Annotated in this window: 12 protein-coding genes; 6 read left to right on the top strand and 6 right to left on the bottom strand. The window is 55.2% G+C overall.

Annotated elements, in window-relative coordinates; translation table 11 throughout:
• Positions 1–795 precede the first annotated feature (795 nt).
• Both ACEPPP_RS09460 and ACEPPP_RS09455 read left to right on the top strand, forming a co-directional pair.
• Complete coding sequence (locus tag ACEPPP_RS09460; protein WP_374090854.1) at positions 796–1,047, top strand: hypothetical protein; 252 nt, start codon at positions 796–798, stop codon at positions 1,045–1,047.
• A 205-nt stretch (positions 1,048–1,252) separates the two neighbouring features.
• A complete protein-coding gene (locus ACEPPP_RS09455) occupies positions 1,253–7,237 on the top strand; it encodes a retention module-containing protein (RefSeq protein ID WP_374090853.1) in 5,985 nt (1,994 codons plus the stop codon).
• A 147-nt stretch (positions 7,238–7,384) separates the two neighbouring features.
• Here the strand turns inward: ACEPPP_RS09455 and ACEPPP_RS09450 are convergent, their stop codons facing one another.
• Genes ACEPPP_RS09450 through ACEPPP_RS09440 form a run of 3 tightly spaced genes read right to left on the bottom strand, consistent with a single transcriptional unit; the run spans position 7,385 to position 8,603 of the window.
• Positions 7,385–7,840 (bottom strand): DUF1249 domain-containing protein, encoded by a 456-nt coding sequence (locus tag ACEPPP_RS09450; protein ID WP_374090852.1) that lies wholly within the window; start codon positions 7,838–7,840, stop codon positions 7,385–7,387.
• Positions 7,837–8,253, bottom strand: coding sequence for a 6-pyruvoyl tetrahydropterin synthase family protein (locus tag ACEPPP_RS09445; RefSeq protein ID WP_374090851.1), 417 nt, complete (start codon positions 8,251–8,253; stop codon positions 7,837–7,839). Before ACEPPP_RS09445 ends, ACEPPP_RS09450 begins: the two co-directional genes overlap by 4 nt.
• 5 nt (positions 8,254–8,258) lie before the next feature.
• The gene (locus tag ACEPPP_RS09440) at positions 8,259–8,603 is read right to left on the bottom strand and encodes a PilZ domain-containing protein (RefSeq protein WP_374090849.1); all 345 of its coding nucleotides are present in this window, start codon (positions 8,601–8,603) and stop codon (positions 8,259–8,261) included.
• Positions 8,604–8,867: 264 nt separating this feature from the next.
• Here ACEPPP_RS09440 and ACEPPP_RS09435 point away from each other — a divergent pair, with 264 nt between their 5' ends.
• Complete coding sequence (locus ACEPPP_RS09435) at positions 8,868–9,881, top strand: tryptophan--tRNA ligase (RefSeq protein ID WP_374090847.1); 1,014 nt, start codon at positions 8,868–8,870, stop codon at positions 9,879–9,881.
• Entirely contained in the window at positions 9,878–10,594 is a 717-nt protein-coding gene (locus tag ACEPPP_RS09430) for a hypothetical protein (protein ID WP_374090845.1), read from the top strand. Before ACEPPP_RS09435 ends, ACEPPP_RS09430 begins: the two co-directional genes overlap by 4 nt.
• A gap of 36 nt (positions 10,595–10,630) precedes the next feature.
• Here ACEPPP_RS09430 and ACEPPP_RS09425 read toward each other — a convergent pair whose 3' ends face one another.
• The gene (locus ACEPPP_RS09425; RefSeq protein ID WP_374090844.1) at positions 10,631–11,206 is read right to left on the bottom strand and encodes a YigZ family protein; all 576 of its coding nucleotides are present in this window, start codon (positions 11,204–11,206) and stop codon (positions 10,631–10,633) included.
• A 32-nt stretch (positions 11,207–11,238) separates the two neighbouring features.
• Between ACEPPP_RS09425 and ACEPPP_RS09420 the strand changes: the two genes are divergently transcribed.
• Positions 11,239–12,738, top strand: coding sequence for an FAD-linked oxidase C-terminal domain-containing protein (locus tag ACEPPP_RS09420; protein ID WP_374090842.1), 1,500 nt, complete (start codon positions 11,239–11,241; stop codon positions 12,736–12,738).
• A 20-nt stretch (positions 12,739–12,758) separates the two neighbouring features.
• Here the strand turns inward: ACEPPP_RS09420 and ACEPPP_RS09415 are convergent, their stop codons facing one another.
• On the bottom strand, positions 12,759–13,265 hold the full coding sequence (locus ACEPPP_RS09415) for a hypothetical protein (protein WP_374090840.1): 507 nt from the start codon (positions 13,263–13,265) through the stop codon (positions 12,759–12,761).
• A 43-nt stretch (positions 13,266–13,308) separates the two neighbouring features.
• Positions 13,309–14,715, bottom strand: a complete 1,407-nt coding sequence (locus ACEPPP_RS09410) for a hypothetical protein (protein WP_374090838.1) — start codon at positions 14,713–14,715, stop codon at positions 13,309–13,311.
• A 507-nt stretch (positions 14,716–15,222) separates the two neighbouring features.
• Here ACEPPP_RS09410 and ACEPPP_RS09405 point away from each other — a divergent pair.
• Complete coding sequence (locus ACEPPP_RS09405; protein ID WP_374090836.1) at positions 15,223–15,609, top strand: hypothetical protein; 387 nt, start codon at positions 15,223–15,225, stop codon at positions 15,607–15,609.
• Positions 15,610–15,627: the final 18 nt, after the last annotated feature.

Here is a 15,627-nt window from a genome sequence, read left to right as displayed (position 1 = left end):
TCCATAAAGTCTCCTAGGCGGGTCGGGGCTTGCAGCCCCGGCCCAAACGGTTTTCTCGTACCCTCCCTCCCTATCTTTCTTACTCTCCGACGCGGAACGCAGCCTGTGACGCCCCAGCGTCACGCACCCGCCAGCGGTGCAAGCGACATCCCCACGCTGATCGCTCTTCGTTATGTACAAGCCTGTTGTCATTCTCTCGTTACCGCGCGCCGCGTGGTAATGCTGTCAAGACGCGCCGGCGTCGCGAGACGGGAGGACGGCGTATCCGCGTCGGCGGAGAAAACAGAGAATCAGGACCAGAAATAAAAGTTGTTTTAGTGGAATTCCATTGCGAATGTCTGCACATCCAATCCGGCACCAAAGAAGGCTTCATTGTAAGCTCATCAATCCTTAATTGCTGTCGTCGCTTCTGTTTTTTCATGACTCCATTTTGGGGTTATTTTAGAGTTTTTCGGCATCTCCAGGCTGTATTGGTAAAAGCCTGAATTTGAGCTGCTAAACCCGAAATAATCTTGAAGTGTCGCTCGAACTCTGAAATAGATCAACCCAATCCTGGTCAACTTATATTTACCGTTTTGTGTGAATAGGTATTTATACCTATTGTTTATTTATTCTTGAATGTTAAGATTCCATTACGAGTGTTTGGCGGCAAGTCAGACGGCATTCAGGCTTCTGCAACGAAGCATTGGCTTACACCTTAGGTGCAATGAGCTTATCGCTTGCTAAGAAATTGATTTTTCAAAGTACCCCATATCAAAGCACTTGAAAACGCCTCCTGTTGAATAAGGGCCGACCATGAATCCCACTGCACCCCTCTCAAACAGTCAATCCAGAATTCTTGATAGCAAGGATTTGCAGCCAGAACATCTCGGTGATTATTTAACGCTTTCCGTTCGTAGCGACGGCAATGATACGACGGTCAGCATTGCCACAACCGATAACCCTCCACAGATCTTCACGGCGGTTTTGCAAGGGATTGTCGCGTCTAATTTTCAGATGCTGCTTTACGATGCAGCGCTCAATTCCTTACACGATCCCATACTCTGATTCCTGCCGTAAATGACAATCCGTTTCTTTGGGTAGTCATCACTCAAAAATCGCAGTCTAGTGCCTAAGTCCAATATTAAAAGAGGAAAGATTGTGAAATAATGACACCTTAAGCTATACTTAATATAGTCGAGTTCTATGTTCCTCTTCAGACAATAGAGCCGATTCTATTAAGTAGGTTAATCCCCTGACGGAGGGTATCAAAATGGCTAGATTCGGTATCGTAAAATTTGTAATGGGTATGGTGAAGGCGGTTTCGTCTAACGGCGTTGAACGCGCGCTCCATGCTGGAGATAAGGTGCTTCCGGAAGAGGTCATCGTAACCGCGGATAACGGAAACATCGTAATCGAATTCAATAACGGCACGACCATGGACTTGGGTCGCAATCAGCAGGTCACGCTGAATGAAGATGCGTTGGTCCCGGAGAATCCGGCTGCACAAGCCGGCGTGCAAACGGCGGCCGGCGCGCAAAGCGAAGTTGCCGCCATTCAACAAGCATTGTTCGATGAAAACTTCGATCCCACCAAGGCGTTGAAAGCGACGGCCGCGGGCGGCGCCGATGCCGGCGGCGGTACCGCGCCGAGCGGCAACGAAGGCCATGGGACGGTTTATGTCGTGGATTATAATGACCCTATGTCGCAGCCTGCCAGCGGGTTTGATACGACGGGGATAAGCTTCAGCTTTCCGCCGCCCTTGGAGGTGCTGATTTTAAATCCTCAGCAGTTGCCCGCTGATAATCCCGCCATAATTAAGGATCTTACGCCCTCTGTCGAGGGTGGCGACGTGACCGCGAATGAGGACGATCTACAAGGCGGATCCGATCCGACAAAAGAATCCACGACGCAAGCCGGAAATTTCACCATTAAGGCGGCGGATGGCGTGGGCAGTTTGACGGTAGAAGGGCAAACCGTAATCGAAGATGGCGTCTTTAATCCGGCTGATCCGGGCAATCCTGTCATTATCAACTCTCCGTACGGTACGTTAATAATACAGAGCTACAATCCCGCCACCGGTGTCATCGAGTACACCTATACGTTAAACACCCCTGTTCCTCATGCGTCGGGAGAGGGCAACAATAGCTTTTTTGACAACTTCACCGCGGTGTTGACGGATGGCGATGGCGATAGTAACACGGGTATATTATCCGTAAATATCATCGATGATGTTCCGATCGCCGTAAATGACGCCGACAGTATCGCCGCGGGCTCTTTTGAGCAGGCGACGGGCAACGTGATTACCGACGCCGAAGGCGACGGCGGTGCCGACACTCGCGGCGCCGATGGTGCCCAAGTGACGGCGGTCGCTAGCGACAATGTGCCGGTGAACAGCGACAACACGGTGGACGGCGACGGCAACTTTGAGGTTGTCGGTCAATACGGCATCCTGATCCTGAATCAGGACGGTTCCTACAACTACAGCCGCAATGAGGGAACACCGGGCGGCGTGTTCGACGTATTCACCTACACCCTGACGGACGGCGACGGCGATAACGCTACGGCAACGCTGACGATCGCAGTCGGCAACACGCCGCCGATCATTTCGGATCTGACTCCGCAAGCGCAAGGCGGCGACGTGAGTGTGGATGAAGGTAATCTGGCCGATGGCTCCAGTTCGAACGCGGAAGCGCTGACTCAGAGCGGCAGTTTTAGCATCAACTCTCCGGACGGCATCGACTCTCTTACGATCGGCGGACACACCTTCATCAGCGAAGGTGTGTTCACAGCGGGTTCGTTCCAGACGGATTTTGGCAACACGCTGACCATTACGTCCTACGATCCTGACACGGGCGTCGTGAATTACACCTACACGCTGAATGACAATGAGACCCATGCCGAGGTCCAGGGTAATAACAGCCTGTTCGAAGACTTTGCGGTCGTGCTGACCGATCAGGGCGGTGAAAGCGTCAGCGACACCCTGTCGGTGAACATCGTGGATGATGTGCCGACTGCGGTGAACGACACGGACAGCATTGCTGCGGGCTCTTTTGTTTCGGCGACGGGCAACGTGATTACCGACGCCGAAGGCGACGGCGGTGCCGACACTCGCGGCGCCGATGGCGCCCAAGTGACGGCGGTCGCCAGCAATAATGTACCGGCGAACAGCGACAACACGGCGGACGGCGGCGGCAACTTTGAGGTTGCCGGGCAATACGGCATCCTGACCCTGAATCAGGACGGTTCCTATCTCTATACCCGCAATGACGGCACGCCGGGCGGCGTCAACGACGTGTTCACCTATACCCTGACGGACGGTGACGGCGACAGTGCCACCGCGACGCTGACGATAGCGATCGGCAACACGCCTCCGACCCTTTCGGATCTGACTCCGCAAGCGCAAGGCGGCGACGTGAGCGTGTACGAAGACGACCTGGCCGATGGCTCCAGTTCGAACGTGGAAGCGCTGACTCAAAGCGGCAGTTTTACCATCAGCTCACCGGACGGCCTCGACTCGCTGACAATCGGCGGGCACACTTTCATTAGCGAAAGCGTGTTCACGGCGGGTTCGTTCCAGACGGGTTTTGGCAACACGCTGACCATTACGTCCTACGATCCTGACACGGGCGTCGTGAATTACACCTATGCGCTGAATGACAACGAGACCCATGCCAACGTCCAGGGGAATAATAGCTTGTTCGAAGGCTTCTCGGTTGTGTTGACCGACCAGGACGGTCAAAGCGTCAGCGATACCTTGTCGGTGAACATCGTGGATGATGTACCGACTGCGGTGAACGACATGGACAGCATTGCTGCGGGCACTTTTGTTTCGGCGACAGGAAACGTAATTACCGATGCCGCGGCCGGAGATGCCGGCGACAGCGACACGGGCGCAGATACGCGCGGAGCCGATGGCGCCCAAGTGACGGCGGTCGCCAGCAATAATGTGCCGGCGAACAGCGACAACACGGCGGACAGCGGCGGCAACTTTGAGATTGCGGGTCAATACGGCATCCTGACCCTGAATCAGGATGGTTCCTACATTTATACCCGAAATGACGGCTCACCGGGCGGCGTCAACGACGTGTTCACCTACACCCTGACGGATGGCGATGGCGACAACGCCGCCGCGACGCTGACGATTACGATCGGCAACACGCCGCCGACCCTTTCGGATCTGACTCCTCAAGCGCAAGGCGGCGACGTGAGCGTGTACGAAGACGACCTGGCCGACGGTTCCGATCCGGTGCCGAAGGACAATCTGACCCAGGAGGGCAGCTTCGCCATCAGTTCGCCGGACGGCATCGACTCGCTGACGATCGGCGGACACGCCTTCATCAGTGAAGGCGCATTCACTGCGGGTTCGTTCCAGACGGCATTGGGCAACACGCTGACCGTGATCGGCTACGATGCGAATACGGGCGTGGTGAGCTATTCCTACACGCTGAATGACAATGAGGCGCATGCCAACGTCCAGGGGAATAATAGCTTGTTCGAAGGCTTCTCGGTTGTGTTGACCGACCAGGACGGTCAGAGCGTTAGCGATACCCTGTCGGTGAACATCGTGGACGACGTGCCAAGTATCAACGTAGCGGTGATCAATGAAGCGGGAGGCGTGCTGGCAACCCAGGATGCCGAAACCGACGGCGATCCGACCGACACCGACATTGCCGTCTCGAGCGCGAACTTCGGCGGCGTATTCGGCGTGACTTCGGTGTCCGGAGCGGACGGCGCGACGACCAGCGTGAGTTATGCGCTGAGTCTGGCGCAAGCGGACGGCATCGATTCCGGGCTGAACAGCCACGGTGCGGACATCCATCTGTATCTGGTCGATGGCGAAGTGGTCGGCTCGACCGCGCTGAGCGCCGTTTCGGTGACCGCCGTCAACACCATCTTCTCGATTGCGACGAATAGCAGCGGCGAGGTGACGCTGAGCCAATTCCAGCAAATCGATCATGTTGGAGGTGCGGGCGCGATCAGCCTGGGCGACAACCTGGTCAACCTGACCGCGACCGCGACGATCACCGACTTTGACGGCGACACCGCGACCGACAGCGAAACGATCGACCTGGGAGGCGGCAACATCCGTTTCGACGACGACATGCCGACGGTTATCTCGAACGCGCAATTGACAGGGACGGTCGACGAAGACGGTGTGAGCGGCGGTATCGCGGGTGGAGCCTATGATGTTCATGGCGAGGTTGTCGTGGCTTCCGGCAACGTAGCCAGCCTGTTTAATTCCGGAGCCGACACGCCGTTGAATTTTGTGCTGGCCGCCGATACGGCAACCATGTTGCAAGCCCTAAATCTGAGCTCGGGCGGCGCCGCTTTGTCCTATATCGTGAATGGCGATACGGTAACCGCTTCGGCTAATGGCGCCACGATTTTTACCTTCCAGTTGACCAACAACGGAACGTACACCTTCACCCTGCAAGGGCCGCTCGACCATCCGACTCTCGATGGGAAATATGGCGATAATACTGAAAACGACCTTGCGCTTAATTTGGGCGGGATCATTACCGCGGTGGACTTCGATGGCGACACGGTGACGGCGAATAATACCAGCCTGATTATTACCATTGATGACGATACGCCGGTCAATTTCTTCACTGAAGACGGCGCCGTATTGGACACCAATATTGCGCCGACCACGTTCGATTTGAATCTTTCCGGCACGCTCGGTGCGGACGGCCTGGACGGCGTGGTGTTCGACATCGCGAATAACGGCATGGCGGCCACCGACGCTGCGGGTAATTTGCTCTCGTTTAATGGTCAACAAATTTATCTGTATGGCGACGGCAGCGGTACTTTGATCGGCTCGACCAGTTCGGCGAGCCCGACGGCCGAGGGCGCGGTGACCGTGTTTACCATTACGCTGAATCCGGGCTCCGACACCTATAGCGTCGATTTGAACGGCACGATCAGCAACGGTACTGAAGTCAGCATTTCGAACCTGACCAGTGCGGGGGCCGGCAACACCGATTTCCGTAGCATCGGCGTCGATAATCCGAATAATGCCGTGGACATTTTGCTAACCGGCCGCGGCAGCAATGGACTTCAAGATACGATCAACACGGACAGCGATTCGATCGGTGTCGACGGCGGTCAGGCTGTCGATGCCAATGAGGCGGTGCGGATCGATTTTCTAAGCAATCTGACCACAGCGCCGGCAAATCCCAGCGGTCTGGCCTATTCGGGCCATGTTTCCGCAACGAGCTTTCAGCAGAAAATCGCTCAGGTACAGGGGCCGCAGAGCAATACCGTCACGATCGTCGTCACCGCGCTGTTGGCCGATAACGATCAGGAGTTCGATATCACGCCCTCGACGCTCGAAGCGGGGGAAAGCAAGGCGGATATCACCAGTGTGCGTGTGTTCGATGCCGGCGGCGTGGATGTGACGGCGTTATTTGCCGATGGCGACTTGAATAACGGCAATATCGGCATCGTCGATGGCGTCGCCACGATCTCCGGCTTGCAGGAGGGCTATCAGTACGAGATCAATACGACGAGTCCGTTTAGTGCGGTGGTGGTCGAGTCGCCAGACACCAATACCTATGGCTTCGATTTAGGCGTTTTTTCGCTGCAAACCGTCAACGACCAGACGCCGATCGATCTCTCCTACAATTTGCTCAGCACCGATTACGACGGCGATACTGCCTCAGGTTCCCTGGATTTGTCGTTGTTGCCGAATAATCCGGATACCCAAATAGGAACGGAAGGAGTCAATGATGTCTTGACGGGCGACGGCAATAATAACAGCTTGGCTGGTCTCGGCGGCGATGACACGTTGAATGGTTTGGGCGGGAACGACTATCTGTTCGGAGGCGACGGCAAGGACATTCTCAATGGTGGCGATGGTAATGACATATTGATCGGAGGTGTCGGTAGCGACACGATGACTGGCGGGGCAGGCAGCGACGTCTTTAAGTACAGCGGCGGAGACTTGTCTGGCGGAGGCGTCGACCAAATTACAGACTTTAACTTTAATGCGCCGGCAAGCGGCGGAGACGTGTTGGACATTTCGGATGTGCTGAGCGGATTTGGCGGCACGACAGTCACTGATGCAGTGGCTCAAGGATTTGTGCAATTCGCCAACGACGGCAGCGGTCATACGGCCGTTCAAGTGGATGCCGATGGCACTGCGGGCGGGACTTCATTTCAAACCGTCGCGGTCTTGCAGAACGTCGCCTTTACCGATGCCAATGCCGCGTTGACGCAGTTGCAGGACAATATTACGGTACAACAGCAACCGTAAGTCATAAGGCCGATTCACCTTGCGACGACAAGGGCAATGGATTTCCCCTCGGACATACTCTGAAGCGGGACGGGTTTATTCAACCCGTCCCAAACGTTTGCAGGTTAAATGTCGGGGAGGGATGAAATCCGGTCGGGCGTCGTGATTTTAGGCGATGGCGATCGTTTGCAGAGTTTCGGCACGGAAGCGGTAATTTTTATTCAGGCAATGATCCAGCCATTTTTGCAAAAAATAATTTAACCGCCATTTGTAATTCATAATCTCAAGGCTCAGGCCGGGATTCTTGTAAACCTTGGCGACGGCGGCGCGGGCGTGGTCGCTGATGACTTCGGCCAGGCGCAGGTCCAGATACAGCCGTATCGTGACGGCGGGTTCCAGAAATTCCTCAAGATTTTTTTTGAAGCTGTGGCTCAACAGAATCGTCAGCGTATAGGGCGAGCGTTCGAGCACTTCGAGATGCAGCGTCGAACCTTCCTCGGCAAGTCCGGTCGCGGTGTCGCGGTAGTCGAGCAGGTCGGGAATCAAACGCAAGAGCTTTTGATAGTTGGCGGCGCAGACCTGTTCGAGGCAGAGCGATTTATTGACCGGGTTCAGCTGGCTCATAATCGCGGCGAATCTTCGCTGTAGCAGGCATAGGCGCTGGCGGTCTCCCATAATACCACCTGAGACACATTCAAGCCGGCCTGTTGCAGGTAACGGTAGATCATTTTGCTGAGCACCTCGGCGGTCGGATGTTCGTCCAGGGCCAGGAAGCGTTCGTTGTTCGCGACCAGCATCGGGATGATCGGGTCGTCCTTGTGCAGCAGAAAATTGTGATCGAGATGTTGATCGATATAGGCCTCGACGCAATCCCGAACGTCGGAAAAATCGCAGACCATGCCTTGGGCGTTAAGCTCCTCCTGCTGGATCGAAATGGAGGCTTTGACGCTGTGCCCATGCAGGTGACGGCATTTTCCGTGATGGTGCATCAACCGGTGGCCATAGCAAAAATAAACCTCTTTGGTAATCGTGTACATTTAAATCAACATCCTTTGATGCTTTTGATCGCCGCGGCGATTTCGAAACTGTCGGTGGTTGCTGCGGTGCAGCGTATGATCTCAATAAAGGCGGTGACCGGCGGGCCTTGCGGGCTTCTGAAGACATGAACCTCGGCGGCCTTGCCTTGCGGCAGCGCCTGATCCGCGATAAACGAAATTCCCGCGCCGCTGATCGATGTGCACTGTCCTAACCGTTGCTCGGACGAACCGGCCAATTTGATGGCGATTGCGCTGCCCAGCGTCAGCCGCGTTTGTTGGCGTTTCTCGTTATAATCGGGCAAAATTTTAACCTGGATCGAGTGGTAAAAACACAGGGATTTGAGCAGCATAGCATTCGCGTCCCGTTCGGTTTAGCCAAAGTTTACTATAAAAGTCTCGCCAGGGGCTAAAAAACCGGATGCCGAGTTATCGCCGCCCATTAGCCCTGCAAAATCGTCTGAATTTCGGTAAGATGTGCGGATGACCCGATGCCGTTCGATATGCAAGACGAGGGACATGTTTTGATTCACGTCAATAGGCAGGCGTTCGAATAGGTTGGCATCGATTTTGGGTCGCTAAATTTAAAATAAGTAAAGACCGTTGAGTGGGAATAAATGAGTAAAGCAACAGTATTAACAGGCATCACGACCACCGGCACGCCGCACCTCGGTAATTATGTCGGCGCGATTCGGCCGGCGATCGCGGCCAGTAAAAACGACAATGTCGCGCCTTTTTATTTTCTGGCCGACTATCACGCGCTGATCAAATGCCAGGAGCCGGAGCGGGTCCGCCAGTCCAGCCTGGAAATCGCCGCGACCTGGCTGGCCTTGGGGCTCGATACCTCGAATGCGGTGTTTTACCGGCAGTCGGATGTGCCCGAAATTCTGGAACTGTCCTGGATTTTGACCTGCGTGACCGCAAAAGGCCTGATGAACCGCGCGCATGCCTACAAAGCCGCCGTGGCGGACAACGAACAGGGCGGCGAAAATGATCCGGATAAAGGCATCACGATGGGGCTGTTCAGTTATCCGATTCTGATGGCGGCCGATATATTGATGTTCAAAGCCGACAAGGTGCCGGTCGGCAAGGATCAGATTCAGCATATCGAGATGGCGAGAGACATCGCGGCGCGTTTCAATCATATTTACGGCGAGCATTTTACTCTGCCCGAGGCGGTGGTCGAGGAACATGGCGCGACCTTACTGGGGCTCGACGGACGCAAGATGAGCAAGAGTTATAACAATACGATTCCTTTGTTCGAGCCGGAGAAAAAGCTCAGGAAACTGATCAACAAAATCAAAACGAACTCGCTGGAACCGGGCGAGCCGAAGGATCCCGAGACTTGCACCTTGTTCAGCATTTACCGGGCGTTCGCGACGCCGGCCGAAGTCGGCGAGATGCGGGTGCGTTATGCGAACGGCATCGGCTGGGGCGAGATGAAGCAGGCCTTGTTCGAATACATCAACGAGCATATCACGCCGGCCCGGGAGCGCTATGAGGCATTGATGCAGGCGCCCGACCACATCGAGCAGCAATTGCAGGAAGGCGCGCGCAAGGCGCGTGCGATCAGCGCCCCGTTCATCAAGGAATTGCGTGACGCGGTGGGTATTGCCAGGATTTCCGCGTGAGTAAAATCACTTTCAGCGACTGGCTCAGGGAATCCCTGCAGTTTATCGGCCGGGCTCCGGTTACCTGGTTCGGCTGTTGCCTGATCATCGGCGCCTTGATGACGCTGGGAAAATTGTCCTTGGCGCTGGGCGTGTTCGTGTCGGTCAGCAGTCTGTTCGTCGGCGTCGGCGTCGCCAAATATATCGATCTGAAGTCCAGCGGCGAAAATCCGGTCGCTTTGGGCTGGGCGGTCAAGAAAAGCCTGCCGCTGGCGATCCTGGCGGCAGGCAGCTTGGTGCTTTGCTGGGGGGCTTTCAGGACCATAGCCGGCATTGCGGCCGGCGATTGGCAAAACATCGCCAAGTTTTTCTTCTATTGGGAATTCACCCCGGAAAACCTGCTGCGGCAAACGACGCGCGAATTGGCGATCTGGCTGTTCGGCTATGCGAATGTCGCGCTGATTTTTTGTCTCTTGATGCTGAACAGCTTCGCGAGCTGGTTCAGCTATCCGTTGATGCTGTTCAGAAATTACGGTTGGAGCGCGGCGAAGGAAGAGGGCCGGGCGGCCCTTTCCGAATGTTCTAATGCGTTTTATAAACTGCAGGGCTTCATTTTTTTGCAGGCGCTGCTGTGCCTGTCGGTCACGCCGTTGTTGACGCCGGTGCTGTATATGCTGACATCGACATTGATGTATGTGTCTTATCAGAGCGTGTTCGGCAGCAGATCCAAATAACTTCAGGCCGGATTCGGCCGAATAAGCGCTAGCCGATCAGATTTTTTCGAGCAGCGGAAAGGATTGTTGCAGCGTCGGCAACTGATCTGCGGGCAGTTCGAGTACCAGATTGATCTGTTCGGCAAATTGCTGCTCGACGATGCGTCCGTCCAGTTTTTTGAGCAAATACTCCAAGGGCTGCAACTGGCTGTAAGTCACCGCCAGTCTGACGCTGGCCATCGCGATGAAAGGTTCGATGTCGGCTTCGTCGATGACCCGTTTGGCGGCGTTGCCGTAGGCGCGGGTCAAACCGCCCGCGCCGAGTTTGATGCCGCCGAAATAACGGACCACCACCAGCAGCACGTCGATCAGATCCTTGCCTTCCAGGTGCTGAAAGATCGGCTTGCCGGCCGTGCCGGAGGGCTCGCCGGCATCGTGAAAACGGTAAACGAAGCCTTGCGGCGTCTTGAGCCGGTAGGCATAAACGATGTGCGTGGCGTCAGGGTATTCGGCATGCAGTTTTTTCAAATGCCGGACGACCGCTTGTTCGTCCTTGCAAGGAAAAATCATGCCGATAAAGCGCGATTTTTTTATGTTGTCTTCAATCGTGTGTTGGGATTTGACACAATACACGCATCACTCCGAAATTGGCCTGCAAACCGCGTATGATAACAACACATCCGCATGCTTCCGAAAAAATTCACCACCCGGCCGACCGCCAGCGCCTGCTCGAAGAATTCAAACGTTGGCTGCCGCCTGCCTCGATCCTGGCCGAGACAGAGGCGTTAAGACCGTATGAATGCGACGGCTTGTCGGTTTACCGCTGCCTGCCGTGGCTGGTATTGCTGCCGGAAACGATAGAGCAGATTCAACAGATCCTGAGGATTTGTTATCGCGAGGGCGTGCCGGTCGTGGCCAGGGGCGCGGGCACCGGGCTGGCCGGTGGCGCCTTGCCGCTCGACAATGGCGTGCTGCTCGGTTTGGCGAAACTGAACCGGATACTCGAAGTCGATCCCCGCAACCGGCTGGCCAGGGTTCAGCCCGGCGTGCGCAATATTTCGGTTTCGGAGGCGGCGCGGCCTTATGGCTTGTTCTATGCGCCCGATCCCTCGTCGCAGATCGCCTGTACGATGGGCGGCAATGTCGCGGAAAATTCCGGAGGCGTGCATTGCCTCAAATACGGGTTGACGACGCACAATGTGCTGGAAGTCAAGCTCGTGACGATGGATGGCGAACTGCTCACCTTGGGCGGCGGCGGATTCGATTCTCCGGGGCTCGATTTGCTCGCGGTGACGATCGGTTCGGAAGGGCTATTGGGCGTAGCGGTCGAGATCACGGTCAAATTGTTGCCCTTGCCGGAAGAGACGCAGGTGTTACTGGCGGCATTCGACGACGTCGAAAAGGCAGGGCAGGCGGTCGCCGGGATTATCGCGGCAGGACTGCTGCCGGCCGGTCTGGAGATGATGGATCATACGATCATTCAGGCCGCCGAGGACTTTATCGGCGCGGGTTACCCGGTCGAAGCCGAGGCGGTTTTGATCGTCGAATTCGACGGGATGCGGGAACAGGTTGGGCAGGATCTGGAGCGCGCGGCCGGCTTGCTGAAGGCCTGCGGCGCCTATCGGCTCGATATCGCCGCGGCCCCGGAGGACAGGCAGAAAGCGTGGGCGGGCCGTAAGGCGGCATTTCCGGCCGCGGGCCGGATCAGCCCCGATTATTACTGCATGGACGGTACGATACCGCGCCGCTTTCTGGCCGACACGCTGAAAAAAATCGCCGAATTATCAAGACAGTACGGATTGACGGTCGCGAATGTGTTTCATGCCGGCGACGGCAATCTGCATCCCTTGATTCTTTATGATGCGGAAAAAACCGGCGAACTCGACAAGGCCGAGCAACTGGGCGGGGCGATTTTGGCGTTGTGCGTCGAGGTCGGCGGCACGATTACCGGCGAGCATGGCGTCGGCATCGAAAAAATGAATCACATGTGTTTGCAGTTTTCGGCCAGCGAATTGATGCAGTTTCACGCGCTAAAACGTGCATTCGACGAGAAGGGCTTGTTGAATCCCGGCAAGGCCATCCCGAGTCTGCACCGCTGCGCGGAATGGGGGGCGATGCATGTGCATCAGGGCAACGTGCGCCTCCCCGAGATTGAGCGGTTTTAGAGACTAAGCGAAGCCGGCGGTCAAATCAATTGACCCAGGCCGAAAGCCCCCAAGTAGGTCAAAACGAAATACAGCAAGGCGAGGACGCCGCTTGCGATGACATTGACTTCAATGACCTGTTTAAAGATATAGGTGACCAGCGCAAAGTCCCAGAAGATCAGCGCAAACAGCAGGTAGTAGCTCAACGGGTCGTCGCTGACGGTCAGCCAGATCATCACCGGGATGATGAATAAGGCGACCACATTCGCGCAGAGCAGCATCGCGGTCGTGACCTGGATGAAGCCGTACAGCGTTTTATTAAAAAACATCATCAGGCCGATAAACAGCAGGGTCAATGCCGTCTCGATCGTGACCTCGTAAAACGACTCGATCGGGTCGTCGGTCATGTTAGCCTGAAGGAAATATTCGATCAGGTAATAGAAAATCAGATTCTGTCTAAAAAAACCGGTGGATCGAATCAGTTCGAGCGGATTGTGCCGGAACCAGCATAAAGGCAGATATTGCCTGATGTTGTCGACGGTTGCCATGATGAGTCGGACCCGTTATGCGCTAGCGGCCGGAGAAGTAGGTTTATGGCAGTTCCTTGGGGCCCTTGCTGTCCGCGAAAACGTCGAAAAGCTGCGCATTGTAGGTGCTGAACGTATCGTTCAAGGATTGCACCAGATCCTTGGCTTTGCCGGTCAATTGGGTCAGCCGGTTCTTGGTTTTCTTGTTCCAGAGAGCCGGTTCGGAAACCGGCAGCATCATGCGCGAAAAAGTCAGGTTTTTTTCGAACATGCCGGCCAGATTTTCGAGCAGGTTCAGTTCCTTTTGGCGGCTGTTCAATTGCGCGATGATCAGCTTCGCGTGTAGCCGGCTGAAGATCAGGTGGATCGGCGTCATGATCGCGATCAGCACGAGAATCGTGATAGGGCCTAAAATCGGATCGATCAGCGTGGCCAGGACGATGCCGGTGTTGATTTCGGCAAACAAGGCCAGCACGATGAACAGGCTGAGCACCAGGAGGCTGGACATATTGACCCTCTCCTTCCAGGTGGCGAGGCCTTTTTTGACTTCAGGGATCACCACGTTGTCGATTTCGGCAATGTTGTCCTCGAGCGCCTGCAGCACGCGGTAGGTCCGGTCGTAGCCGACATTGGCGAGGCGTTGGTCGATCAGGCTGAAATCGGTTTTGCCTGCCTGCGGGATGAAGCCTCCCTCCTGGCTCGGCAAAATCATGAACTGGCCCGAAGAAATGCCGAGATCGGCCAGGCGCCGCTGCCAGGTCGAGATGATCTCACCGGTTCTGGCGGCATTCAACGCGGCCGGCGCATCGATCAGATAGACCAGCTTGTTGGTATCCTGGTGCAATTGGATTTGGGTAATCAAATGATCCAGCAAAGGCGACGGCGACTCGAAGGCATCGGTAAAGATGAACACCGTATCGGAGTTTTCGATCGCATAAGTGATCAGAAAAGACGTGACCGCGTTGGCAGGCGTCGCGCCGATGCCGGGGGCTTCGATGAACAGCTTGCCTTTCAGGCGGTCGCTCGGCAGCGTTTTAAGCTCCAGATAGGCGTTGACGCGGCTGCCTTCGCCGGGCTGCAATTGTTCTATCTTGTGGCTGATATGATAAAACGGGAAGCGGTGATCGACATCGAGCGCGGTGCCGGGCAAGGTGGTCGGGCTGGTCTGGTTGTTGTGTAGCAGCACCGAAAATTTGTTATGCGAGGTTTGCAGGCCGGTCAACTGCAAATCGGAGCCGAAATAACCGTTCATGAATTTCGACTTGGCGTTCGAATTGCCGCCGATCAAGGTCACGATCGGCCACCAGGAACTTTTAGTCGCGGTGGTTTCATCCGCATCGATCAGGCCGAGGTCGAATTCCAGTTGATCGAGTTCATGAAAGACTTTGGAGGTTTTTTGTAAAATCGGGCTGTCGCTGGCGAAATATTTTTCCAGATTTGCCAGGTATTTGCTTACAGTCTTTTCAGTCATTGTCTTCACACCGGTTTGTTAAATTTATTATTCTGGGTATAAAAAGCCAACAGCTTGCTTCCATGTCTTAAGGCTCATTTTTATGGAACTCCCCTTGCTGTTCAAACTCTGAAAGCCCATGGGCGAGTGCATCTGCCTTGTTACCGGTTTGTTGCGGTGCGCTTTGCAGGCTTCCTCTGGGTATTAATTAGTTTAATCGTTAAAGCGAGCGGCTAAATAACTGTCGTCTTCAATTCAGGGGAGGGCGCTGAAAAGAGAGCGTATTGTTACGATGATACAAAAAACGGAACAAATATTAAAGGTATTTTGTTTGCGAAGGCGGGGTGAGAGGGGCGCGCGGAGAATTGTACGAGGCGTAAAACTTATCGAGTAGGCGGCGGGGGAGGCCTGGAGCGAGGCAGTTCGCGCTCGGTCGAGTTTTTGCGTCCGTTCAAGATGCAATTTCGTGTATATTGATCCTTTTGAGTGGGGCGCAAGCTCTGTCCGTTCGCATTGAAGTCCGATATTATGAAGTCGCTATATTCTCATCGAAGTTTTGTCTTGGTTCCGGCTGTCGCGCTGTTGTCCGGTTGCGCACTATCGAGTAGCGGTGGGATTGGCGATACCGGCATGACTAAGGAAGTGTTTGCGCACTATGTCGAAGAGGTATTTCGTTTTCAGAATCGGATGACCAGCGAGGTGATGATGCTGATGGATGCGGACGAAGGCAGCAATCTCGATGTCATTATGCAGTCCGAGCAGCATATGCAAGAAGTGTGCAGACCGCTCAACGAGTATGTCGCTAGGGATATTGACGGCTTAGGCGCCAGTCTGTTGCTGCAGAGAAAAGTCGTGAAAACCACGATGGATTGTGATCATGCGGCGCATGAGGTCGAGACGTTGTTGAACAGGTAGGCCGGGCTACGCTCCGCG

Origin of the sequence: Methylomicrobium lacus (assembly GCF_041897535.1) — a bacterium.
Lineage (GTDB): Bacteria > Pseudomonadota > Gammaproteobacteria > Methylococcales > Methylomonadaceae > Methylomicrobium > Methylomicrobium lacus_A.
Note: the sequence above shows the minus strand (reverse complement) of the source record. Positions and strands in the feature narration are given on the sequence as shown.